The 22,573-nt window shown below is 30.8% G+C and carries 20 protein-coding genes; 9 read left to right on the forward strand and 11 right to left on the reverse strand.

Going from position 1 to position 22,573, the window contains the following annotated elements:
- Positions 1–3: 3 nt before the first annotated feature.
- From BUE10_RS17045 to BUE10_RS17065, 5 genes are all read right to left on the reverse strand, one after another.
- On the reverse strand, positions 4–933 hold the full coding sequence (locus tag BUE10_RS17045; protein WP_073487017.1) for a tail fiber protein: 930 nt from the start codon (positions 931–933) through the stop codon (positions 4–6).
- 1 nt (position 934) lies between these two features.
- A complete protein-coding gene (locus tag BUE10_RS17050; protein WP_073487019.1) occupies positions 935–1,873 on the reverse strand; it encodes a tail fiber protein in 939 nt (312 codons plus the stop codon).
- A gap of 8 nt (positions 1,874–1,881) precedes the next feature.
- On the reverse strand, positions 1,882–2,802 hold the full coding sequence (locus BUE10_RS17055; RefSeq protein ID WP_143055995.1) for a tail fiber protein: 921 nt from the start codon (positions 2,800–2,802) through the stop codon (positions 1,882–1,884).
- A gap of 90 nt (positions 2,803–2,892) precedes the next feature.
- Positions 2,893–3,825, reverse strand: a complete 933-nt coding sequence (locus tag BUE10_RS17060; RefSeq protein ID WP_073487022.1) for a phage tail protein — start codon at positions 3,823–3,825, stop codon at positions 2,893–2,895.
- A gap of 48 nt (positions 3,826–3,873) precedes the next feature.
- Positions 3,874–4,602, reverse strand: a complete 729-nt coding sequence (locus BUE10_RS17065; RefSeq protein WP_073487024.1) for a hypothetical protein — start codon at positions 4,600–4,602, stop codon at positions 3,874–3,876.
- A 292-nt stretch (positions 4,603–4,894) separates the two neighbouring features.
- On the opposite strand from BUE10_RS17065, the gene BUE10_RS17070 reads away from it, so the two are divergent.
- Genes BUE10_RS17070 through BUE10_RS17080 form a run of 3 tightly spaced genes read left to right on the forward strand, consistent with a single transcriptional unit; the run spans position 4,895 to position 6,794 of the window.
- Positions 4,895–5,881, forward strand: a complete 987-nt coding sequence (locus BUE10_RS17070) for a hypothetical protein (protein ID WP_073487026.1) — start codon at positions 4,895–4,897, stop codon at positions 5,879–5,881.
- Between the two features lie 3 nt (positions 5,882–5,884).
- Complete coding sequence (locus tag BUE10_RS17075) at positions 5,885–6,415, forward strand: hypothetical protein (RefSeq protein ID WP_073487028.1); 531 nt, start codon at positions 5,885–5,887, stop codon at positions 6,413–6,415.
- The gene (locus BUE10_RS17080; protein WP_143055994.1) at positions 6,381–6,794 is read left to right on the forward strand and encodes a hypothetical protein; all 414 of its coding nucleotides are present in this window, start codon (positions 6,381–6,383) and stop codon (positions 6,792–6,794) included. The genes BUE10_RS17075 and BUE10_RS17080 overlap by 35 nt, the downstream gene beginning before the upstream one ends.
- 158 nt (positions 6,795–6,952) lie before the next feature.
- On the opposite strand, the gene BUE10_RS17085 is transcribed toward BUE10_RS17080, so the two are convergent.
- From BUE10_RS17085 to BUE10_RS17110, 6 genes are read right to left on the reverse strand one after another with little or no spacing between them, the layout of a single operon-like run.
- Positions 6,953–7,444 carry a hypothetical protein gene (locus BUE10_RS17085; RefSeq protein WP_073487031.1) on the reverse strand — a complete coding sequence of 164 codons (492 nt, stop codon included), beginning with the start codon at positions 7,442–7,444 and terminating at the stop codon, positions 6,953–6,955.
- Between the two features lie 11 nt (positions 7,445–7,455).
- Positions 7,456–8,238, reverse strand: a complete 783-nt coding sequence (locus BUE10_RS17090) for an RHS repeat-associated core domain-containing protein (protein WP_317043643.1) — start codon at positions 8,236–8,238, stop codon at positions 7,456–7,458.
- Positions 8,235–8,657: a hypothetical protein gene (locus BUE10_RS17095; RefSeq protein ID WP_143055993.1), complete on the reverse strand. Its 423-nt coding sequence runs from the start codon at positions 8,655–8,657 to the stop codon at positions 8,235–8,237. The genes BUE10_RS17090 and BUE10_RS17095 overlap by 4 nt, the downstream gene beginning before the upstream one ends.
- Before the next feature lie 41 nt (positions 8,658–8,698).
- On the reverse strand, positions 8,699–9,196 hold the full coding sequence (locus BUE10_RS17100; protein ID WP_073487036.1) for a hypothetical protein: 498 nt from the start codon (positions 9,194–9,196) through the stop codon (positions 8,699–8,701).
- Between the two features lie 2 nt (positions 9,197–9,198).
- Complete coding sequence (locus BUE10_RS24280; RefSeq protein WP_073487038.1) at positions 9,199–12,774, reverse strand: DUF6443 domain-containing protein; 3,576 nt, start codon at positions 12,772–12,774, stop codon at positions 9,199–9,201.
- A gap of 2 nt (positions 12,775–12,776) precedes the next feature.
- A complete protein-coding gene (locus BUE10_RS17110) occupies positions 12,777–16,016 on the reverse strand; it encodes an RHS repeat domain-containing protein (protein ID WP_073487040.1) in 3,240 nt (1,079 codons plus the stop codon).
- Between the two features lie 318 nt (positions 16,017–16,334).
- Between BUE10_RS17110 and BUE10_RS17115 the strand changes: the two genes are divergently transcribed.
- Genes BUE10_RS17115 through BUE10_RS17140 form a run of 6 tightly spaced genes read left to right on the forward strand, consistent with a single transcriptional unit; the run spans position 16,335 to position 22,563 of the window.
- On the forward strand, positions 16,335–16,745 hold the full coding sequence (locus BUE10_RS17115) for a type IV pilin protein (RefSeq protein ID WP_255396506.1): 411 nt from the start codon (positions 16,335–16,337) through the stop codon (positions 16,743–16,745).
- A complete protein-coding gene (locus BUE10_RS17120; protein ID WP_073487042.1) occupies positions 16,745–17,221 on the forward strand; it encodes a general secretion pathway protein in 477 nt (158 codons plus the stop codon). Before BUE10_RS17115 ends, BUE10_RS17120 begins: the two co-directional genes overlap by 1 nt.
- The gene (locus BUE10_RS17125; protein WP_073487044.1) at positions 17,222–18,622 is read left to right on the forward strand and encodes a GspE/PulE family protein; all 1,401 of its coding nucleotides are present in this window, start codon (positions 17,222–17,224) and stop codon (positions 18,620–18,622) included. It begins immediately after the preceding gene.
- A 38-nt stretch (positions 18,623–18,660) separates the two neighbouring features.
- The gene (locus tag BUE10_RS17130; protein WP_073487046.1) at positions 18,661–20,847 is read left to right on the forward strand and encodes a type II secretion system protein GspD; all 2,187 of its coding nucleotides are present in this window, start codon (positions 18,661–18,663) and stop codon (positions 20,845–20,847) included.
- Complete coding sequence (locus BUE10_RS17135) at positions 20,847–22,040, forward strand: general secretion pathway protein (RefSeq protein ID WP_073487048.1); 1,194 nt, start codon at positions 20,847–20,849, stop codon at positions 22,038–22,040. Before BUE10_RS17130 ends, BUE10_RS17135 begins: the two co-directional genes overlap by 1 nt.
- A gap of 1 nt (position 22,041) precedes the next feature.
- Positions 22,042–22,563, forward strand: a complete 522-nt coding sequence (locus BUE10_RS17140; RefSeq protein ID WP_073487050.1) for a general secretion pathway protein — start codon at positions 22,042–22,044, stop codon at positions 22,561–22,563.
- Positions 22,564–22,573 lie beyond the last annotated feature (10 nt).

Raw genomic sequence — 22,573 nt, forward strand, 5'->3', positions numbered from 1 at the left:
TTATTATTTTGAATTAGTTTCTATTTTTATTAATCGGTTTTCTAAATCTTCAAGCTTTTTATTCTCTTTTTCAAGTTCATTTATTTTTTTATTTTGCTCAATCATATAAAGCGTCATTTCTTCCATTTTCTTTAGCAAAGCCATATTCATTTCAGCCAGCATTAAACCATTTTTTTCAATTTCTTGGGCTGATGGAATTTCAGGTAAATGCTTATTTTCTTTAATATAATTTTCTATTTCTTCTAATGATATAAGTTTGTAATCATTTTCAAAAACATAATCAGGAACTAATGCTCCCAACAAATCAATTTTAACTTCTTGTGTGTGGATTTTTCCTTTTACTGTTAGCTTTTCATCAGGTGTTAAAGTTCCAATACCAACATTCGAAGTAAAATATGCATTTCGACTTTGATAAGTACCAGTTGTTGTTGCGTAAGCATCAACTGCAGTTTTAAAAGTTAACTGTCCTCCGTTGGTTATATTAAAAGGAAGTGGATTTTGAACCTCATCATACACAACAGGATTTACAGCATAATTAGATTGATAATAATAAGTAGTTGCGCCACCTCTAATCCAGATTATAATTTCTTTATTTCCAGAGGCCGCTGTAATATCTTGCCATCCAGCTATTAATGGACTACTGCCGGTAATTATAAGAGGTTTAACATCAGCATCAATAAAATTAGAACCATTTCCCCAAGCAGTAGTATGAAAATTAAATGTAGCCATTAACGACCCTCTCCATGATGCATTAGTATGAACACTACTTCTGCCTAAAATTAGATTAGTTGGAACATTATTTCCCCATCCACCATCAATAAATTTTACAGGATAAAATTTGTCGAGATCACCATTTACTACAAAATTACCGGAAACCTGCCCGTAAGAAATTATAGAGATTAAAAGTATAACGCTAGTTAGTAGTTTTTTCATGTTATTTATTTGATTGTTTTAATATTGATATGTCTTTTTTCATTTCTTCATTTTCCTTTTTCATCTCAATCATGTAGAGTGTCATTTCTTCTATTTTTTTAAGCAAAGTCATATTCATTTCTGCCAGCATTAAACCATTTTTTTCAATTTCCTGTGCAGAAGGAACTTCAGGTAAATGTTTGTTCTCTTTAATATAATTTTCAACTTCTTCTAAAGTTTTAATTTTATAATCATTTTCAAAAACGTAATCAGGTACTAACGGTCCAAGCATATCAACACGAACTTCTTGTGTATGGATTTTTCCTTTTACGGTTAATTTTTCATCTGGATTTGCTGTTCCAATTCCCACATTACCATTTTGTATGGCTTTTATGGCAAGAGTTGCCCCGTCTGCAATAAAAACATTTCCGACATATAAATCCCAATCAGAAGTCATTGGAACGAATTTAGAAACTGTTGTATCGTTTCCAGTAGTATTTAAAGCAGTAAAAGTACCATTTGTGTTTAAAGCTGTTACCTTGATATAAACAGTAATAGGAGTGTTTATTCCTAAGGTATTTATTGCTCTTATTCTAAATCGTGGGTTTGCATATTGTGTGTTACAATCAATAGTAAAATTAACCCCAGATCCTACATAAGGGTTATTATTTACTCTCCCTGCTTCTCTCCACAATGCAGGATTAGAATGAGATATTGAAGCAATATGAGTCGCTGCCGAAGCAACATTACCCCTCGTATAATTTATCGAGATTTGATAATAACCACTGGCTCCTGCGGAAGCTGGATTTACACTTAAGAATTCAATATAATCACCTACAACATATCCTGCAGGGAAAGTAACACTGCTTTCATATTCTGTCGTATAAAATAAATTATTTGATTTAGCAGAAAGTTTAATAAAAAATAAAGCAGCAAATACTAGAAGTAATTTTCTTTTCATTTTAAGGATTATTTAGTTAGGATTGTTTCGATTTTCTTTTCAAGATTTTTAATTTTTTTATTTTGCTCAATCATATAAAGTGTCATTTCTTCCATTTTCTTTAATAAAGTCATGTTCATTTCAGCCAGCATTAAACCATTTTTCTCGATTTCCTGTGCAGAAGGAATTTCAGGTAAATGTTTGTTCTCTTTGATATAATTTTCAACTTCTTCTAAAGTTTTAAGCTTATAATCATTTTCAAAAACATAATCGGGAACTAATGGTCCAAGCATATCAACACGAATTTCTTGTGTGTGAATTTTTCCTTTTACTGTCAGTTTTTCGTCAGGAAGCATTGTGCCAATACCCACATTATTACCCATTACAAGAAAATTACCTACAGAATGAGTTTCACTTAAATTAGGTGTAAAATCTTCAATATTGGAAAGGACATCTGTATTTACAGGGGCTCCATTTATTTGATACGCTACAGATTTCATGTTTTCACCGGTTGACTTTGTCCAGCCAGAAAATTTAAAACCCCAATTGTGATAGGCAGCTGAATAAGGTACGTCGACGGCTAAATACTTTTTTCCATTGTAAATACAGGTTTTTAAAGTCCAATAACTATAATTATCAATTGATTTTATAGAAGCAGTAGTACTGTTGTAAGATGATGAAGAGTTAACTTCGAGTATGTTTATTCTATTACCGGCTGATGCAGTCCCTCTAAGCGCTGTAATTGTACCTATTGCGTTATTCATATTTATTAATGTACCGTTGTACATTTCATGCAGTAAGATTAAATTTCGAGTGTAATCGCCTCCACCATTCCAACCCATATCAATGATTTTGTAATCACCAGCTAAAGGCGTTGTTGACACCTGTGCATTAATGTATATGGGAACAAATAATATTAACAGACAAATATTTTTTAGTTTTTTGTTCATTTCTTTTGTTTTATTTTATAGTTGCTTTTTTCTATTATAATAACTGTATTTTATCTATTTTAAATAGAGAAGAATAATTTTATATAAGTTTTAATTTATAGTAAAATTAAAAACTACACTTCTTGTACTTTGATTTCCAGCTTCATCAAATGATTTTACAAACCAATAATATGTTCCGGCAGTCATGGTTTTATTATAAGGACTGGTACCTCGGTCTTTAAAGTTTAAATTGGTCAATGCGCTTTCAGTATAAACATAAATACTGTCTCTTTCTGCGCTTCCAGAAACAGGAGTTCTGTTCCATTGAAAATCTATGCTTTTACTAGTTGTAGTACTTGCATTTGTTGGAGTAGACAGAATTGGAGTATTAGGTGCTTTAGTGTCTACTAAAATTGATCTTGAAGTATAAAGGGTTTGTACAGTTCCGTTACTGGCTCTTACTTTCCAGTTGTATTTACCCTCATCAAAGGTAAAATTAAAAAATGTTGATGCTGAATTTTGTTCTTTTACCAAAGTGTTGTTTTCATCTAAAACTTGAAGTTGATAGTTTGTCGCACCAATAATAGCATCCCAGGATAATTTTTGTAAAGCAGTTTTTGTAATTAAATTGTTGCTTGGCGTTAATAACACAACAGTATTATTTTGAAAATCATCATTATTTAAAATTTCAAAACTTCTTTTGAAGTATGCAGTTTCATATGCGCTGTTAACCGCTCTTATGCGCCATTCATATTTTCCAATATTTAATTGCTGTGTATAAGAGTTTTTTGTGACCAAAGTGTCAAGTATTATTTGCTGCGGGGCGTCAAAAGTTGGAATTGCAATTTGTAATTGATATTTATCAGCACCTTCAACGGCCTCCCATGAAAATGTAATACCTGTTGAAGATAAAGCTGCATTGTTTGCCGGGGCTGTTAATGATACTTCTTTTTTAGAGATATCATCAACCATTAATATTTCTTCGCAAGAAATAAAAGTTAGAAGAGCTAGAAATAGAAAATATTTAAATGAAATTTTATGCATGATATTTAAGAATAGACATTAATATAATTAGTAAACGCTGAAAAGAAACTACATGTCAAACAAATCTTTGTTGTTTTTCTTTTCAGTTATTTTGCGTTTTGTGATTCCAGAACAGCTGTTTTTTTCGTTTACAATATCAGCGACATTCCAAGTTCCTTTAATGGATTTAACCCAGCAGAAAGAACTTACCTGATATGCAACAATTGTTTCGGGATTGATGTCTATAGTATCTGTTTTTTTTCCGCCTTTGAATAAAGAAATTGTATATTTTTTGTACTGATTATTTGTTAAATAAAAAGCATCTGATTGCCTGATTTTAGCAATTTCTTCAACAGGTAGACTTACTGCAAGGCTTGAAATAATCTTCAGGTTTTGAGTATCTGTTAATAGTTTTAAAATATTAGCATTATAATCGGCATTGATTTCCTGAACTAAACCTGCAATATCTAAAATTTTAATAGTTACTAATTCAGGTTTGATAGGTAGACTATCTATAAAAGCAACTTTGGTTTGATTCTGATTGTATTTGGCTTTCGATTTATAGATTTTATTTAATTTTCGATTATAGGGAACGACTCCAATTTCTATACGAATATTATTTTCCAGTTTTGGTAAACCTTTTGGCTCAAATATATTTTCGGTGTATGATAATTTTGATGTTCCAATACTTCCTAATTCGACAACAGAAGAGGAGAATTTATAGTGGTCATTTTTAATTTTAGTTGTCTGGCAGGCAGTGCAAATTATGATCATCAAGACAACAATTTTTTTTAACATAATATTCTTTTTTATGGATGGAAAAATATAATAAATTCATTTAAAAAATAATATTTCACACATTATTTTTAGCTGTAATTTTTTAACAAATCTAGTAAAATTGATGTAATAGATTGTTAAAATTAAATCTTTTATTTTTAATATAAATTGTTAGTTTTTCTCTCATTTTTTACTTTGATTTTATGTCTTTTAATTTTCCATTTCTATCATTTAAAGTTATTATTAATTGTTAAATTTTAATTCAAATTATGAGGTAATATCTTATATTTGATTTTAAATTTAAAATCTAATTATGAAAAAAATCTTAGCTCTTTTGGCTTTATTAGTATGTCAAATTATCAATTGTCAAACATTCTCAACAAATTTAACACCTGTTGGCTGGGAGCATAACATTTTATTTAATTCCGTAACTCGTTATACAGTGACTCAAGAGGGACCAGCAATTAATTTGCCGGGATTGTTTGATGGAAGTATGAATCCTTATTATATGGCAGGAGTTACCCCAGCAACTCCAAAAGTTATTCTTATCGAAGGTCTATCAGGATATCATACACAATCAGGAGCATGGGTTGGATGGACGACACGTTACTTACCGGCAAGCAGATTTAAGATTGAAGGCTACGATACGTATAACGGGGTAAATGTATGGAGGGTGATAGCTGATTATTCAAATGTTGATTATGGAAATTATAATTTTTCAGTGAAGATTCCAGTTGGTGGTGTTTACAGCAAGTTAAAATTTACATTTTATAACGGCCAAGGAGGAAATGTTGGTCTGTCGGAGCTGTTTTTTATTCATCCGGAAGCTACATCGCCTTATTCAGGATTATTGACGCAATCAGCTACTAATTGGCAAAATAGTGGTACAAATTTATCATATAATTTAGGAAATGTTGGTATTGGTATAAATTCTCCTCAAAATAAACTTGACGTAAACGGAACAATTCATGCAAAAGAAGTTAAAGTAGATGTTACAGGCTGGCCGGATTATGTTTTTAAAAACAATTATAATTTGCCAACTCTTGAAGAAGTAGAAAAACATATCAAAGAAAAAGGTCATTTAGAAAATATTCCAAATGAAGAAGAAGCTTTAGAAAATGGAATCTCTTTAGGGGAGATGAATGCGAAATTGCTCCAGAAAATTGAAGAACTTACCTTGTATATTATTAAGCAAAATAAAGAAATTGATCTTTTAAAAAAGCAAGAAAAAAACAACGATCTTATTTCTCTGCAAATTCAGGAATTACAAAATGAAATTCATAAACTAAAAACCAAATAAAAAATGCTAAAACCAAAAAAGAGAAAACTAAAAAGAAAATTTTTCGGCTTAATTTTAATACTATTTTTTAATTTCTCATCCTATTCTCAAGCAAATGGCCCATTTGATTTAACACTCAGTACCTTATTTCCACAAGGTGTCGCAAATCAGGCAGTAAATATTCAATTTCCTAGTGTTCCATTGTGGGGTTGGTTGGAAGTTACGGTTACTTCTGGATATAGTAATCAATTGTCAATAGGAAAATTAACTAAAAGATATCAAATTGGTCATAATGTAGGGGGTTATTTTACTCAGAAAACTGAAATTCCAGAAGCATTTGGGGATGTTGCCAATCAATGGCTTATAGGTGATTTTAATCATGATACAAACAGTATTCCTATTTATCATTTAGTGGGAACTAGTAATTTTTTGATAGTTGAAATTGAAGGTTTAATAGTATCAAGTGCAGCAGATATTAATCTAATAAAAACAGGAACAACACTTAGTGCCTTACAAACCGTTGTTTCTCCTTCAACACGTCATTATACAGGATAGAGTAGGGATTGGTACAAATACGCCAGATAGTGCCTTGGCAGTAAACGGAACGATCCATTCAAAAGAAGTAAAAGTAGATCTTCTAAATTGGCCTGATTATGTTTTTAAAATCAATTACAATTTACCAACACTCGAAGAAGTAGAAAAACATATTAAAGAAAAAGGCCATTTAGAAAATATTCCAAGTGAAGAAGAAGCTATAAAAAATGGAATTTCTTTAGGAGAAATGAATGCTAAATTACTGCAAAAGATTGAAGAACTTACACTTTATATGATTGATCTAAATAAGAAAGTAAATGTACTTCAGGTTAATAATGATAAGCTTATCGAAGATAATAAGTTGTTAGTTAAAAAGATTGAAGACTTAGAAAAGAAATAGTTATTGAAGAATAGTTTTAAAATTTTCAAGATTTTGATAGTTTAATAAAAAATGCACGAATGTTTTAGATTTCGTGCATTTTTTATTAAATATAGTTACTTCTTAATTTACTTTATCACGAGCCAAATGTTAGTGCCAGCTGGAGATGCACATGACTTTCAAGATTCACCATTAATCATTAGCTCAAAATATGATTGTGTTGAAATATTAATCTTTATATTCCAATAACATGAACCTCCATCAGCAATGTCTATCATTTCGTTTTGCCAATCTAGTAATTTTTCTTTACCATTATGATAAATTGTTGGTACCTTACAAAAGGAATTTATATAAACGATCTTGTCTCCGTCATCATTAATGTAGCATAAATATTGCATATATCTTTCTTTAAGCTCTTTAAGAGATTGTTGTTTAAGAAATAAAGAGCGTTTATCAATAACAGCTTTTTCTAATACAGAATCAATTATATTTAATTCTGATTTATTAGGATTCCATGGTTTATAAGCTTTCTTAGAAATCCACTTAATGTTTTCAGAACTATTAATAATAACAATTCTGTTATCAAATTTATCACTTGAAATAATTTTCTTTTGTTGAGAGCAGGATGTAAGAAAAATATACACAAAAAAGGGTATTAATTTAAACTTCATAATTTGGTGTTTTAATTAACTATTTTAGGTGTAGTTCTTGGAGTAACTTTTTGCTCCTCTCTAATTTTATTTTCCCTTTCCCTAACATTTATTTCATCCTGCTGAACTTCCACCTTGTTTCCAGGATATGCTCCGTCTGGATTTATTATTGCAACAGGTGTTTTATCATAAGCACCATCAGTTTTAGCATTTTCATCAGCATGAATTAATTCATGTGCCAATCCTATTTCTGCAGGACGCCCTTTTGTTCCGTCTGCGTTACTAATATTTTCACCTTTTGCATCAGGATTAAAACTAACAGAGGTATCTCCATTTTTTGATCTATCAGCACGATTCTCTCCTCCTAATTTGATTGTTATTTTCTCATCTGCTCCAATTAGTCCAGTAATCAGACTTGTTCCTTGTGATAATTTTTTACCCTCATTTACCTTTTCACCTTTGACTTCTCTAACAAGAAATCCCCCTCGAGTTTTTGTCATTTCTAGTTTTGAATTAGTTAATTTTTGTAAATTAGTTAAAATGGTTGATTTTTGTCTTGCGTTTTCAACCCCATTCGGGTTTTTTCCGACAATATTCGGGATGAAAATTTCTTTACCATTTGGGTCAATAAATATCACTGGATTGTTCACAACATATGCGTAAGGAGATACAAAATTATATTTTTCTGCTAATGGGTCAATATTCATCCATCGACTAAGTGCAGGGTCATAATTACGTGCACCATAGTCGTACATAGTAAGCCCTAACTCGTCCTGCAGTTCTTTTCCGTTGGGACTTATACTTATAATTTTTATGGAATTAAATTTAAGCCGTTTAAATTAGGAGTATTATATAAATCATCAATAGAGTTTTCAGGTTCTATTGATATATCAACATTACACACTGTATAAGTTTTAAGAGGGATTCCTAAACTTATCCCACTAAAAACAGAGTACAATTCAAAAGAGTATGTTTTACTAACCTCTATCTCTTTGTGATTATCTTTAAATTCTATACCATCTTCATTTTTTATTGAGACAATTTTAAAAAGCTTATTTTGATTATTAAATGCTTTAATTACATAAACTTTGGACGAATTAAAAGAATCTATACTTTTAATTGTTAGAACTTCCGCATTCAAATTTGGCAACGAAACTTTATTTTCTATCATTTTAACTTTTGAATAACATGATATCAAAACTAATATCAATGAGATAACGATTATTTTTTTCATTTTTATTAGAATGACTTGAAGATTATATATCATTATTCAAATTATCTATTTAAGTAAATACCCTCTAAACTTGTTGTTTGCTTTATCTCAAAAATAGAATCCTTCTTACTTCTACAAAATTCTTGTCCAAAATAATCTAAGCAATTTACTGTAATAGGAGCAGGTCCCATTGCGTCATAAAGATCTAGTTTATAACATTTTCCTACTTCTATTTTTCGTTTACTCTCATGGTTATTACAATTGTTCTTTCTAGTTATTAAAAGAAGTTTTTCTTTCATGTTTTCAGTTTTAATTATAATACGATAAACAACAACAGTATCATTTAAATCGTAAACTTTACTTCTTATAGCCACATTATTCTCATCAAACATTGAGTCAATCGGTAAGTTGCTGTATTCAAATCCAATCAATGAATCAATACTTACAATTTTATATTGTTTTGCTTCTAATATTTTGTTTTGCTTTGAGAAACTACAGATAATTAGACTTAGTGCAATTATAATTGTTGAAAAAGGAATTGATTTTAGTATATTTTTCATATTTACATTTTATTAGGAAATGTTTGGATTTTTACCCCTTTCAACTGTAACCAGCCTTCAGTAGAATTATTATACTTAACCTGCGTTGAATTTGGGGGATTTTTAACATAAATAGCTTTATCCGCAGCTTGTCCACCTGGTGAGTTGCCATGAGCTTCAGTATATACTTTGTTTTCAACTCCAATCATCGCGGCAGGCACTACACCGATATTATCTCTTTGATTGATTTTTGCACCACTATAAGCTTCAAGTGTTTCGTGCAATACATTTTCACCAGGTGTGCCTTTTACATTGTCAGCCCTTTCTAAAACATTCACATTCATTTCTTGCTGTGCAGTTGTTACACCAGATATATTATCTAATGTACTACCTTGAAATTCTCCTTGCAGAATTGATCCAGTTACGGAAGAAACTAAATTATCTGTAGAATTTATATTTGCAACAACAGAATGATCATCTATTGCTTGGGTCAATTTTGACGCTGCTTCATTAAGCGGTCCTGTTAAATTTTGAGAATAAGAAACTTTTCCTTTATCGTTCATTGACAAAGATAATTGACTACCAACAGACTTTTGCAATTGTTCAAATGCTTTTAGTTGATTTTCTTTTGTTCCGTTTATTATTACATCATTTGGTCCCATTCCATCAGGATCAATAAATCTCATAGGATTGTTAAAAGAGTAGTTATAAGGCGACCATCTTCGCATTTGTTCTGCTAGTGGGTCAACATTCATCCATCTGCCTAAAGCAGGGTCATAGTTACGTGCTCCATAGTCATACATGTTAAGTCCCAGCTCGTCTTGCAGCTCCTTGCCGTTGTACTTATACTTATTATCTACACCATTAATAGCAGAATTGTAACCCTTTTGCATTAAACCAAAAGCGTAATAATTATTCTCCTGTACAATTTCACTGGTGTTAACTACTCCATTATTGTCTTTATCCTGATAACTTAAACGGATATTGCCTAAGTGGTCTTTATATTGGTAAATATAATTATAAATTCCTGCATTATAAGTAACGTATCCTTCAGGCTGAGAGAATTGTTTAAGACTATTACTTTCATAAACAAAACTTCCGGCATAATCGGTGCTTCCGCCTGTGCTAATCGTTTTACGTTGTTTTATTCCTGTCGCATCGTAAAAATAACTTATGGTACCTCCGTTTATACTTATAGATGTAGGTAGGTTTAAATGATTGTAACTTATAGCTGTAATACCTTTGTTGGCGTCAGTTTTCATGTTGCCATTATTGTCATAAGTATATTCGATTGGTATATTTGCTCCATTACTAAAACCTTCTGTGCTTCCAGAACTGTCTTCAACTTTATCAAGCCTGTTTCCTGTATAAGTATAAGCAAGATTGTCCATAGTTCCAAATATTGTTGCAGCTGGATTAATATGCCCAAGCCTTAGAATGTTCATAATATTACCATTCTTGTCGTAGCCTAAACCTTCGTTATACCTTCCGGGATTTAAAGCTGAATTGTCTGTGGCCTGTGTTAATCTGTTTAGTGCATCGTAGGTGTATGTGTAACTTTTCAGGCTATTATCATCAATATTCGCTGTTTTCCAGGAAGTCTGGCTTATGTTGCCATTGTACAATTTCTTTAAAGGATCAGTAATATCATTGTAATTTATTTGAAAGGCAAACAAATTAGTGCCAATTGAATTTATATTATTAATGCCCTTTAACCATCCTCTAATATTGTAATTGTAGGTGACGTTTTGTAAACGAGACTGATTTATTTTTCCTCCAACGCCTTTAGAAATTAATTGTCCTAATTTATCATAGGTATTACTTGCAATTATTTCTTTTGTTTGATTGTTTATAGACTGGCTCTGTGTTAATACACGGCCAGCGTGATCGTATGAATAGGAATCTACAATAGTAATTAAAGCATCAGTACCTTTTTTATGGGTGCTGGTTGTTTCTAAAACCTTACCTCCAAAATCAAGCTGCGTTTTTACTGTAGCGATACTATTTAAAAAATTATTTTTATTATAATTGTATACAGTCCTGCCTTTGTTGTCATAATAATTTACAGTTGTTATCCAGTTACTGGTTCCTAAAACTCGTACTTTAGAACAAGTAGACAATCCTTTGGCATTAGAAATAGGAGTAATGCCATAAGATGAAACTAATGTTCCGCCATCTAAATCAATACCAGTATAATCATCATAGTAATTTATGGTAAATAAATCTATACCTGAATTAGGGAAAGCAGTATTTGAATAGTTTAAACTTGTTCCAAGAATGTTTAAAACAGAAGCTTGTTTATTCTCAAATTTTGAAGAACTATTGTCTGCTAATGTCTGAACAGAAACCCTGCTAGTATCTGTTGTGTTAGTATATTCTCCAGTATATGCAGGTCTGCTAAATGCATCATACTTTGTAAAAAGCCATTTTTTATCGGCTCTTAAATTCGCATCTTGCGTTAGTACAGGTCTATCTAATTTGTCATATATGATATATTCCCAATCTTTACCAGGTAGTTTTTTCTCAGCCAGCCGATGGCGATGGTCGTATTTGTATTGATAGCACAAATCATTCAATACAGATTCTGTAATTGCTCTATCAGCTTTTGGCGGAATTACATAGGTCAAATTACCGTAAACATCATAGATATAATAAGTATCATGGTAGGTTTCAGTGGGAATTGAATTAACAATCGAAGTTGCATATGTTCTTTTAAGAATTACGCGGCCTTCTTTGTCTTTTACTTCCTGTGTTGTATTGGCTCGGTTTTCATCTTGGGTTATCGTTATGTAAAGTTCATTTGCAGGATAGAAAACATTTCCTAGAGCGTTTTCAAGTGATATGTCATAAATTTTGGATGTATTATTCCATGAAGTTAAGGCCTTGAATAGTTTAATATCATTATTTTGATTGGTCATGTAATCCATGTTTATTTCATGTCCGGCACCTAAAGCCCAGTCTTTTCCTGGAGCGGCCTGCTGCAATACACGGTTCAGAGGAGAATTTTCAAATTTTTTCTGAGAGAACGGGTTAGGGGAATTAGGATTGATGTCTAAAGGATAATTGGCAGAGTAATAATTGCTGATGCTTACATCTACACCGTTCCTGTAAGAAGCAGTAATCCCTGATTGATCAGGATATGGAAGATAATCTTTATCTTGTCTTCCAAATGCATCATAGGTAATATGTGTTACAATATCTTCTTTGTTTGGTGAGGCTTTTATGGCAATATTTTGCATAGGCCTTCCGAGTCCGTCAAAATAACTGATAGTTTCTATTACATCCTTGTTGTTTGCAATGCCCGAATCGTTTGTCATTGCTGTCTGGAATGTTCTAGTATATATATAATTTTCGTTACTTAATGTAATGGGTTTATAAGCATCAGGGAGTAAACTGGCTCTAAAAGTACTGCCAGTTTTAATCCAAGTTCCAGGTTTTAAGGTAATAGTTTGCGAGGCAGTTATGTTTTCTGTACCGGTTACAATATAATCTGTATTTAATCCATCGGGTTTTGTTACTGTTACTGGTGTCTGGGCAAATAAATTTGTACTGATGAAAACCAATAAGCATACTGTTTTTTCTAAGATGTATCTTGTCATAATTATTGGTTTTTATAATGATATTGGTTCTGTGATACTAAATTTCCCTGGGAGTCTTTAATAAATTCCAATCTGCCAAATGTATCATAAGTATAAGTTGTGATATTTCCTTTTGGATCTGTAATTGTACTAATTCCAACGAGAGGCAGATAGGTATAAGTTGTGATCATCGTATTCGGAAAAGAGTTTCTAAGAGAACTTAGAGCATTAAGTAATGCGGTTTCAGTTCCTGTATTTGAAATAGATTGAATGTTTGAAACATAGGATGAAATATTATCATAGGTTTCATTTTCAATTTTAGCAATCGGCTGCGATTGATTATAGCCCCAAATGATAGAATTGTTGACACCGATTTTATCATGGTATTGGAGAATATTTCCTTTATTATCTCTCTTGTCAATAATACTTTGCTCTTCTATTGGAAGATTGCCTGAAGCTGTTGATATGCTTTTCGGCAGAACAAGACCAGAACCAAAATCTTTATAATTAATCTGTTTTGTATCCAATAAGACGTTATCTCTGTAAACTTTTTCTACGACAACTTCATTAATTCTATTTTGGGTTATCAAGTTACTTAGAATAGGTTGTGAAGTTAATTGATTTGAAAAATAGGGATATTGTCTTTCTGTTTTGATGTTTGATAACCCGCTATTGAATACTTCATTTGTTACAAATGGTAAGGTTAAATCATATTGATAATCTATAATTTTACTTACAGTATTAGTATTGAAGTATGAAGTATTTGTTCTCTTGATTAAGAGATTTTGAGAAACTGGTAAACTTGATTTTATGGTAAGACTTATTCCTTCACGATAAAATGTACTGCAAGTTTCTTCTTGACCTCCAAAACCAATTGTGATTTCAAAAGGAAATGTTTGAAGTACTCTATATGAATAGTCATTTTTTTCTTGATTCAAAATTTTACTCGCTGAATTGTATATAGTTTTAGTGAGCAACTTTCCTCTTCTGCTTTCATTATCTATATAAGTCATCATTGGGTATGAAGTATTTTTTATAAAAAGACAATTACAAGCTATACAATTTGGGTCTGTTTGATTATTAATTCTAACTTCAGGGGTATTTGGGAACTCTAGAGGAGAAGAAAATTCATATTTTATATAGCCATTGTTTATTTCTGTTTCTGTAATTTTTGAATATCCAACAAAACTTCCAGAAGTCAATTCAATACCTCCTTTGGCCATATCGTACACGGCAAATGACTTTGCTATCATTGTATCAGCGTAAAAATCGCTTATGTTAGCAAATTTTGGAATGTTATTAATATATCCTGAAGATTTCCCATTTTGATCTAGGTAAGAATAACTCACTTTTTTGACCTGATTGTTATTATCTGTCAATTTTTGAGACTTTATTCTTGCACCTCCTGATAAGTAGGTTTCTCCTTGATACTGGAATTGGTTATTTTCGTATTCAAATTCAGAACTTCCTCCGGTAGGATAAGTAATCTTTTTTAATAATCCAGTCAAAGAGGAAGTATTTGGAATTAGACTGTAATTTCCTGGAATATTTTGAAAATTACTATTATTTACCAGTTGAAATGGTAATATAGAATTTGTATAATTGTTTTTATAGAAATAAAGTTTAGGTGTTAAAAGTACATTTGAATTATTGTCTACAACACCATTGTTGTTATAATAACCTAAAAAATCATGTTCTAACGATCCTCTTTTTGGTAATTTATTTGTATAATCATACTCAAATGTATATGAGTTTGATTTATTGTCATTGTCAAAGACCTGAACACTGTCTAACCTAAGTCTTATACAATCAGGATCAGTACAGTTTTCTTTAGAATCAAAATAAGAATAATTTAATACGAATCGTTTTATAATAACATTCTTGCTATTTTTGACAGTTATTTCTGTCAAGGCATTTTCCCCCAGATAATCTTGTCTGCTTAATCCATATTGAAAATTTACAGTGCCTTCATCATATGAAATGGTAGTCAATCTTTTTCTTTTAGGATTTTTAGTCATCGAATTCATCTTTAAATAATTGTAAGGATCATTAGGGGCATACATAGCTATCATACATTTATTTAATGAATTTTCATTTTGAGGAGAACTAATTGTTAGATTTACTGGAGTATCAACTAAAATATTATTTTCAATGTTAGGGTTTGCATATGTTTGATAGAAAAAATCTACCGTTTTGTTAGTTTGGCTATCTTCAATTTTACTTAAATTCCAAGTATGTATTCTTTTATTATAATAATTGGCATGATAGCTATTTATAATATCCATACCATTACTACTGCAAATTGCACCTGGAACAGGAATGATTCCAAAAGGACGATAAAAAGTTTCATTGACTTCTTCTTCATTAAATTTATATTTAACGCCATTAGTATTTGCAATATTAAATTCATAGAAATCTTTTATTTTTTTTCCTGCAGCAATTTGATGATAAGGATTTGCATTTAAAAGGCTTAAATTATTCTCACCTAAATTTACATAATTATAAAATCCATAACCAGGATTAGTTCTTTTGTCTATAATTAGAGAAGTCATCTTAATACCTGAATTGTCTAAAAAAGTAGTAGTGATACCAGTGTTATTATTTGGATATATATCTTTTTGCGTATTGTTTGTGGTTATAAATTTAGAACTCAACCCAGGAGCATTTATAATAAAAGTGTCTGGTAAATCTTGTTGAAAGTACCCTCCTGGATATGGTATTGCAGAATCAGCCCAATATTTGCCATTTACACCGTCAATCTCATTTTCATCTATATCTTCTCTATAGTTAAAGCAAGGTGAATCATTTGGAAAATTTGAGTACCTGTAATAAGTTGTAAAAACAGGAATTCGTGCATTTATTTTTCTATTATTTCCTTGTCGGTTAACTATTGGAAAAATGTGTACACCAGTATCTCCGCCATCTTGATAGTCGGTTCCAATTTGAGCGTCATTATCAGGAATGTCGTTAACGATTCTAATAATGCTCCCTCCAGCATTTAAAATCCACCCCATACCTACAGAAGTTGCTCGGTCATCAACCTTAATACCTCCTGAATCATAATTTAAACTAATTGGAACATTGATATTTCCTGAAGATATTTCAAAAATTGGAATTTTTACGTCCGTTTTACCAGTATATAAATTTACGTCGGTAATATTATATTTTTGAAAAGCCATTACATCTGGAGAAGCGCTAAATATTTTCTCTGGAATTGGATTTATAATTTGTGAGAAGACATCGTAATTGTTAAATACTAACATTAGTAATAGTATTACATGACGTCTTTTTCGAAATATTTTCATAATTCTGTTTTTGTTTTGTTTCATTAATTTTTCAAAATGTTTTTGATGCAATATTTATTTTTATTTGTAAGTTGTTAAGGAGTAGGTAGATATGTTATTTGGTTTTTCATTTTTTGTTGTATTATATTTTTAAGTGATAACTGATTTTTTTGGTGCAATATTAACAAAACTTTTATGTAATTTTCAGAAAAATATTTATAAAGTTTTTCTTGTTATTAACCACTTTGTTTTCTCAATAAAAAAGATATATTTGTAAAAAATTATTACACTTTTGTTGTGAAGAAAAATCTACTTAAAAAATTGCCGTCTTTCAATCTTCAGGAAATGTTGATTGTTCTTGCTATCATAGGAATTTTGCTTTTAATTGCTTTGCCAAACCTAATGCCTTTGATTACAAAAGCGAAAAGCGTAGAAGCACAGGTACAGCTTAAAGCAATATATAATGCAGAGAAACAGTATTATTTTATGTACTCAAAATACAGCCCTAATTTTACTGAAATAGACTTTGAAGTACCAAAAACAACAAAAGAAAGCGGAAGTGCTAATTACGTTTATGAAATAGTGCAATCAACAAATAATGAGTTTAAAGTAAAAGCTACAGCAATTACTGATTTTAATGGAAATGGGGTTTTTAATGTTTGGGAAATTGATCAGAATGGTGTTCCAAAACAAATCATAAATGATTAATGTGGTATTTAAAATTAATTTTACTTATTGTATTTGCTCTCGTATTATATCAGGATTTTAAAAACCGTTTAGTTTACTGGTTTTTATACCCAATTATTGGGATTTTAGCATTTGCAATTCAACTACATAATCTGCCTTTGTCAATAGCATTGACCAATTGGGGAGTTAATTTAATGTTTGTAGTTTTAATTTTGGCTGTAAGCTTGATTTATGCCAAGTCTAGAAATTTAGATTTTAAAAATACGATCGGGATAGGCGACATCCTGTTTTTTCTTTTTATAGCCGGCACATTTTCGATAGTTTCTTTTTTGGTTTTATTTGTATTTTCCCTTTTATTTTCCTTGATTTTGCATTTAGTTTTAAGTAACAAAAAAGAGCAGTCTACAGTACCATTAGCTGGTTATATGTCACTTTTTTTTGGTGCTGTTTATGCCATTTCTTTTTTTTGGAACGACACATTTTTATACGCTTATTAAATGGAAAATTTTGATATTTCAATAGAGTTCCAGCAGCTTGTAAAAGCAGAACAGGCTTATTATTACCGAATTGTTCCTGTTGGTAAAAATGGGCAGATTGTACTATTAAAAACCGATAATTCTGATATTGCAGCTTTACAAAATGAATTAACCATTCTCCTTAGTTTTCCTGTTCAGTTAGAAACAGATTCCACAGAAAATATAAACCGTTATTTAAGCACCAATTATAGAAAAACATCTAATAACGTTTCTGAGATTCATTATACTTCTGATTTTTTAGAAAAAATTGTATTAAATGCTAAGGAAATAGGGAGCAGTGATATTCATTTTGAACCTTATGAAAAAAATGCAAGAGTTCGTTTTCGTTTAGATGGAAAGTTAAAAGAACAATTCCATATTTCGGTAGAAGAATATCCTATTATTGTAAACAAAATAAAGATTCGTGCCCAGCTTGATATATCCGAAAAAAGATTACCACAAGACGGACGTATAACAATGGTTACGGATTATCAGGATTTTGACGTTCGTGTTTCTGTTTTGCCAACGCTGCATGGAGAAAAAGTAGTACTGCGTATTTTAAGTAAAGATACCAGTCATATCGATATTAATTCTTTGGGGTTTACGGAAAAAGAATTAGCATCTTATCTGGAAAACATAAAACGTCCGAATGGTATAGTTCTTATTTCGGGGCCAACAGGTTCGGGAAAAACAACAACTTTATATGCTACGTTAAAAAGGTTAAATGTCCCGAATACTAATATTTTAACGGTTGAAGATCCGATAGAATATACTTTGGAAGGAATTAATCAGGTTCAGTTAAAAGAAAACATTGGGCTTGATTTTGCCGCGACTTTAAGAACATTTTTAAGGCAGGATCCGGATATTATTATGGTGGGAGAGATTCGTGATGTGAATACTGCAAATATGGCAATTCGCGCTGCATTGACAGGGCATCTTGTTTTATCAACCATTCATACAAATTCAGCATGGGCAACTGTATCGAGATTGATCGATATGGGAGTTCCGTCATTTCTAATTGCAAGTACTCTTAATATTAGTGTTGCACAGCGTTTAGTACGTAAATTGTGTAAGTCTTGTAAAACGGAAGAGCCAATTGCTGAAGAAATTTTTCCAACAGGTTTTGAAGTTCCAAAAGACTTAAAGTCGCATCATATTGCTGTTGGTTGCGAACATTGTTATCATACAGGTTATTCAGGAAGGAAAGCGATTTATGAAATTCTGCCCATTGGATCAGAATTATCTAATTTAATTAAAAACAACCAACTGGATATCAACGATTATTTAGAAGAAAAAGACATTTTTACACTAAAGCGTAATGCATTGTTACTAATAAAAGATGGAATCACTTCTGTCGATGAAGTTTTTTCATTACTCTTGTAAATTAAAATATATAAAAGTCCTACAATTGACATAAATTCATGAAAAAAATAATTACTCTATTTTTGCTGATTCTTTTCCAGATTTCATATTCACAAGACAATCGGATTTTACAGCTTAAAAATAATATAGAATCCATTTCTGCTGACGCTCCGGGACTTAATGAAAAAGTGAATGTTAATATTAAAGAGGCTTCTTTGTCAAGTTTCTTATTGGCTGTTTCTCAAATTCATAAACTTAATTTTAGTGTTGCAACAAATCTAAACCAGATTAATATTGTAAATAATTTTTCGGATGTCACAGTAGGTGATCTGCTTATTTTTTTATGTAAAGAATATAATCTTACTATTGATTTTACTGGAAATATTCTGGCTATAAAATCATATGAAAAACCTGTAGAAATTCAAAAGATAAAAGAGATTGATGTTGTTCATGATTATGCAAATAATTTACTTTCGTTAAACCTGAAAGATGATAAATTATATGACGTTTTCAGAAAAATAATGGATGTAAGCGGTAAAAATTTGGTTTTTGCCCCTGGATTAGAAAACCAGCCACTGACTGCTTATATAAAAAGCATGCCTTTTGATGCTGCATTAAACAAATTGGCTTTTGCTAATAATTTAAGTGTAACGAAATCAAGAGACAACTTTTATATTTTTGACAAATTAGATGGGAACTTTGTTGTTGAAGGCACAGGAAATCAAAATGGAGAACTAAGACAAAACAAACCTCAACGTCCAAGAAAATCTAATTTTTTCTTTACTGTAGTTGATCCTGATAAAAAACTGTTAAACGTAGATTTTGAAAACACTCCAATTTCAAGTATAGTGTATGATATAGGTCACGAACTTGACATTGATATGTTTATATCAAGCCCTTTAGAAAATGCAGGTAACGGAACAGTAAAAGCCAAAAATATCACTTTTGATGAACTTTTGGCAAAATTGTTTGAAGTAAAAACAGATAGTTATCCAGCGCAAAGTAATAACTCGCAGCAATTTAATAGTAATAGTCAAGCCGGATCTATAGCATCTTCCGGAGGCAGTTATACCTTTAAAAGAAGTGGCTCTGTTTATTATTTTGGAACAAAAGATCAGTTAGTGGTGCGAAACATTAAATCGATTCCGCTAATGCACCGTTCTATTGAACTTTTAAGCGATCCGTCAAAAGAAGGTCGAAGTGCCGGCAGGTTAAATAACACGAACAGCTATTCAAATTATAATTCTTATGATAGTAACAGCAATAGATCTACATCTAATTCTAACTACTCTAATCAAAATAGTAATTATAATAATAGCAGTAATTCTTCGTCTTCAAGCAGCAGCAGTGGTCCTTCTGAATCTATTTTGACCATTATACCTGATGAAATAAAAAAAGACCTGGATATTAAAATTGACAAAGAGCTGAATAGCTTTTTAGTTAATGGACCCGCTGCTAACATTGAGCGATTTGAATCTTTTATAAATTATATTGACAAAGCTGTTCCTGTAATTTTAATAGAAGTAATGTTGTTAGAAGTTAACAGAAGTGCGACAGTAGAAACTGGTATTCAAGCAGGAATTGGAGATAAACCAGTTACTACAAAAGGAACTGTTTTTCCAAATGCCGATATTAATTTAGGTGCTTCAACAATAAATAAAATCATTGATGGTTTTAACGGATTTGGTTCTTTAAATATTGGACAAGTGGTACCTAACTTTTATTTAAGTTTAAAAGCAATGGAAACAAACGGAAACTTGAAAGTACGTTCGTCCCCTAGATTATCTACCTTAAATGGTCATAAAGCTTATTTGTCTATTGGTGAAACAACCTATTATGTTGTTACCAACCAGAATTATTATGGTTCACAAATTCCGCAGGCTTCGGAAGTTAAAAACTATCAGCCTATTGATGCTGAATTGTCTGTAACTATTATGCCTTTGGTTTCTGGTAACGGGCAGATTACAATGGATATTAAAGTAATTCAATCGAGTTTTAATGGGCAAAAAGTAGACAAAGATGCTCCTCCGGGAATTAATTCCAGAGAGTTTACTTCAATTATTAGAGTTAAAGACCAAGACATTATAGTATTAGGCGGACTTGAAGAGTCTGTAAAAAATGATTCAGGAACAGGAGTGCCTTTATTATCGAGAATTCCAATTCTAAAGTGGTTATTTAGTTCGAGAAAACGAGAAGATTCGAAGAAAAAATTAAGCGTATTGATTAAACCTACAGTTATTTACTAATGACCGCATTCTCCTTACATAACTTTTTACTTGGAAAAGAATACATTGGCGTTGAGCACTTCACTATAAATAATGAAGATAAAGTTGCTTTACTGCTAGTTGAAAAGAAAAAAGAGGGATTAGTAATTAGTAAAAAAGACAGAGTTAGTTATAATGGAAAAATTGCAGAAAAATGGGATACAAAACTGCCTTTTTTTGTAGTTTTAAATTCAAATCAAGTTATTCAAAAAGAGGTTTTAGGCGTAGAACCATCAGATGAAAAGTTATTGCATAAATCTTTTCCTAATACAAACTGGGATGAGTTTTATTATGAAATCTGGAGATTAAAAACAAAATCTGTTATTGCTATTGCCAGAAAATCATATGTTACCGCTTTACTGGAAGATTATCAAAATCAAAAAATAACAATTGCCGGAATCAGCCTTGGTGTATGTTCTATAGCTGATATTATTGCCTATACTGAGGAAAATAACCTTTATACCAATCATCAAAATATATCTAAAGAAGAGGCTCAGATAATCTCTGCGAGTTCTTTAGAATCTGCCGTAACATATACTATAAACGATCTTCAAATTGAGAATAGACAATTACTTGCTTTTTCAGGAATTTTACGATTGATATTAAATAACACGCTTAATACTGGTTCAATCATTTCTTATAGTGATGAGTTGTATGATAACTACAATCAAAAAACATTTTTTAATAAAGGAATAAAAATAATGGTTGGAATAGTATTAGGAATATTACTTCTCAATTTTATTTTCTTTACGCACTATTATAAATTAGCTCAGGAAACATCTGAAATTTTACTGGTAAATAAATCGTCTATTGAAGATGTCAGTAAAATAAAGCAAAGAATTATAGTAAAAGAAGAAAAGGTAAAAGATATTGATGGCAGAATGACTTCTCGAAGTTCTTTAATTATCAATGAAATTGCGAATAAAGTACCTTCATCAATTTTATTGACCGAATTAACTTTTAACCCTCTGGAAAAAAAGATTAAAGCAGACGAGGTAATAATCACAAAAGATAAAATAATCACTATTTCGGGAACTACAATTTCAAATCAGTCTTTTACTAAATGGGTAGAAGATGTTGAAAAACTGCCATATATTGACAAGGTTTTGATTACGCATTTTGGAAAAAATGAAGATAATGAAACTACATTTTCTATAAACTTAACCCTGAAGTAAGATGAAACTGAACAAAAAAAATAAACTGCTGATAATTGGTTTTTTTGTTGTGCTTTATATCTGCTATTCTTTTGCGATTTCTAATACAATAAATTATTATACCGAATATAAAGATAAAGAACAAGAGATAGCTCAAGATAGTGATATGCCAAAACTAGTGGCTCAGCTGGTTCAAAAAGAAAAGCAGCTGGATCAGATTTTGGCTAATTACGATGTAAATATTTCAGAATCTTTTCAGAATGATTTATTAAAGCAGCTTACATCATATAGTGATAGTTACCATTTAAAGATTGTAGATTTTAAAGAACCTCATATTATCTCGCAAAAGGGTTTTACCACAACTAGTTATGCATTTTCTCTTGAAGGATCATTTAATGGATGTCTGGCAGTACTTAACAAGGTAGAAAATAATCCCATGCTTGGAAATATTAAACATTTAAATTTCATTAAAAAGAGAAATTATAAAACGAATACAGATCAATTATTTGTAGAAGTTATTATGCAGAAAAATAAGGGAGTTTAAAACGAAACTT

Source organism: Flavobacterium sp. CF108 (assembly GCF_900129795.1).
Taxonomy (GTDB): Bacteria; Bacteroidota; Bacteroidia; order Flavobacteriales; family Flavobacteriaceae; genus Flavobacterium.

Bases quoted from the DNA above. Each gene is read 5' to 3' on its own strand.
- BUE10_RS17125 (WP_073487044.1), top strand. From the start codon at position 17,222: ATGGAAAATTTTGATATTTCAATAGAGTTCCAGCAGCTTGTAAAAGCA.
- BUE10_RS17135 (WP_073487048.1), top strand. From the start codon at position 20,847: ATGACCGCATTCTCCTTACATAACTTTTTACTTGGAAAAGAATACATT.
- BUE10_RS17110 (WP_073487040.1), bottom strand. From the start codon at position 16,016: ATGTTAGTATTTAACAATTACGATGTCTTCTCACAAATTATAAATCCA.
- BUE10_RS17140 (WP_073487050.1), top strand. From the start codon at position 22,042: ATGAAACTGAACAAAAAAAATAAACTGCTGATAATTGGTTTTTTTGTT.
- BUE10_RS17130 (WP_073487046.1), top strand. From the start codon at position 18,661: ATGAAAAAAATAATTACTCTATTTTTGCTGATTCTTTTCCAGATTTCA.
- BUE10_RS24280 (WP_073487038.1), bottom strand. From the start codon at position 12,774: ATGACAAGATACATCTTAGAAAAAACAGTATGCTTATTGGTTTTCATC.
- BUE10_RS17055 (WP_143055995.1), bottom strand. From the start codon at position 2,802: ATGAACAAAAAACTAAAAAATATTTGTCTGTTAATATTATTTGTTCCC.
- BUE10_RS17075 (WP_073487028.1), top strand. From the start codon at position 5,885: ATGCTAAAACCAAAAAAGAGAAAACTAAAAAGAAAATTTTTCGGCTTA.
- BUE10_RS17050 (WP_073487019.1), bottom strand. From the start codon at position 1,873: ATGAAAAGAAAATTACTTCTAGTATTTGCTGCTTTATTTTTTATTAAA.
- BUE10_RS17095 (WP_143055993.1), bottom strand. From the start codon at position 8,657: ATGAAAAAAATAATCGTTATCTCATTGATATTAGTTTTGATATCATGT.
- BUE10_RS17045 (WP_073487017.1), bottom strand. From the start codon at position 933: ATGAAAAAACTACTAACTAGCGTTATACTTTTAATCTCTATAATTTCT.
- BUE10_RS17100 (WP_073487036.1), bottom strand. From the start codon at position 9,196: ATGAAAAATATACTAAAATCAATTCCTTTTTCAACAATTATAATTGCA.
- BUE10_RS17060 (WP_073487022.1), bottom strand. From the start codon at position 3,825: ATGCATAAAATTTCATTTAAATATTTTCTATTTCTAGCTCTTCTAACT.
- BUE10_RS17085 (WP_073487031.1), bottom strand. From the start codon at position 7,444: ATGAAGTTTAAATTAATACCCTTTTTTGTGTATATTTTTCTTACATCC.
- BUE10_RS17065 (WP_073487024.1), bottom strand. From the start codon at position 4,602: ATGTTAAAAAAAATTGTTGTCTTGATGATCATAATTTGCACTGCCTGC.
- BUE10_RS17120 (WP_073487042.1), top strand. From the start codon at position 16,745: ATGTGGTATTTAAAATTAATTTTACTTATTGTATTTGCTCTCGTATTA.
- BUE10_RS17070 (WP_073487026.1), top strand. From the start codon at position 4,895: ATGAAAAAAATCTTAGCTCTTTTGGCTTTATTAGTATGTCAAATTATC.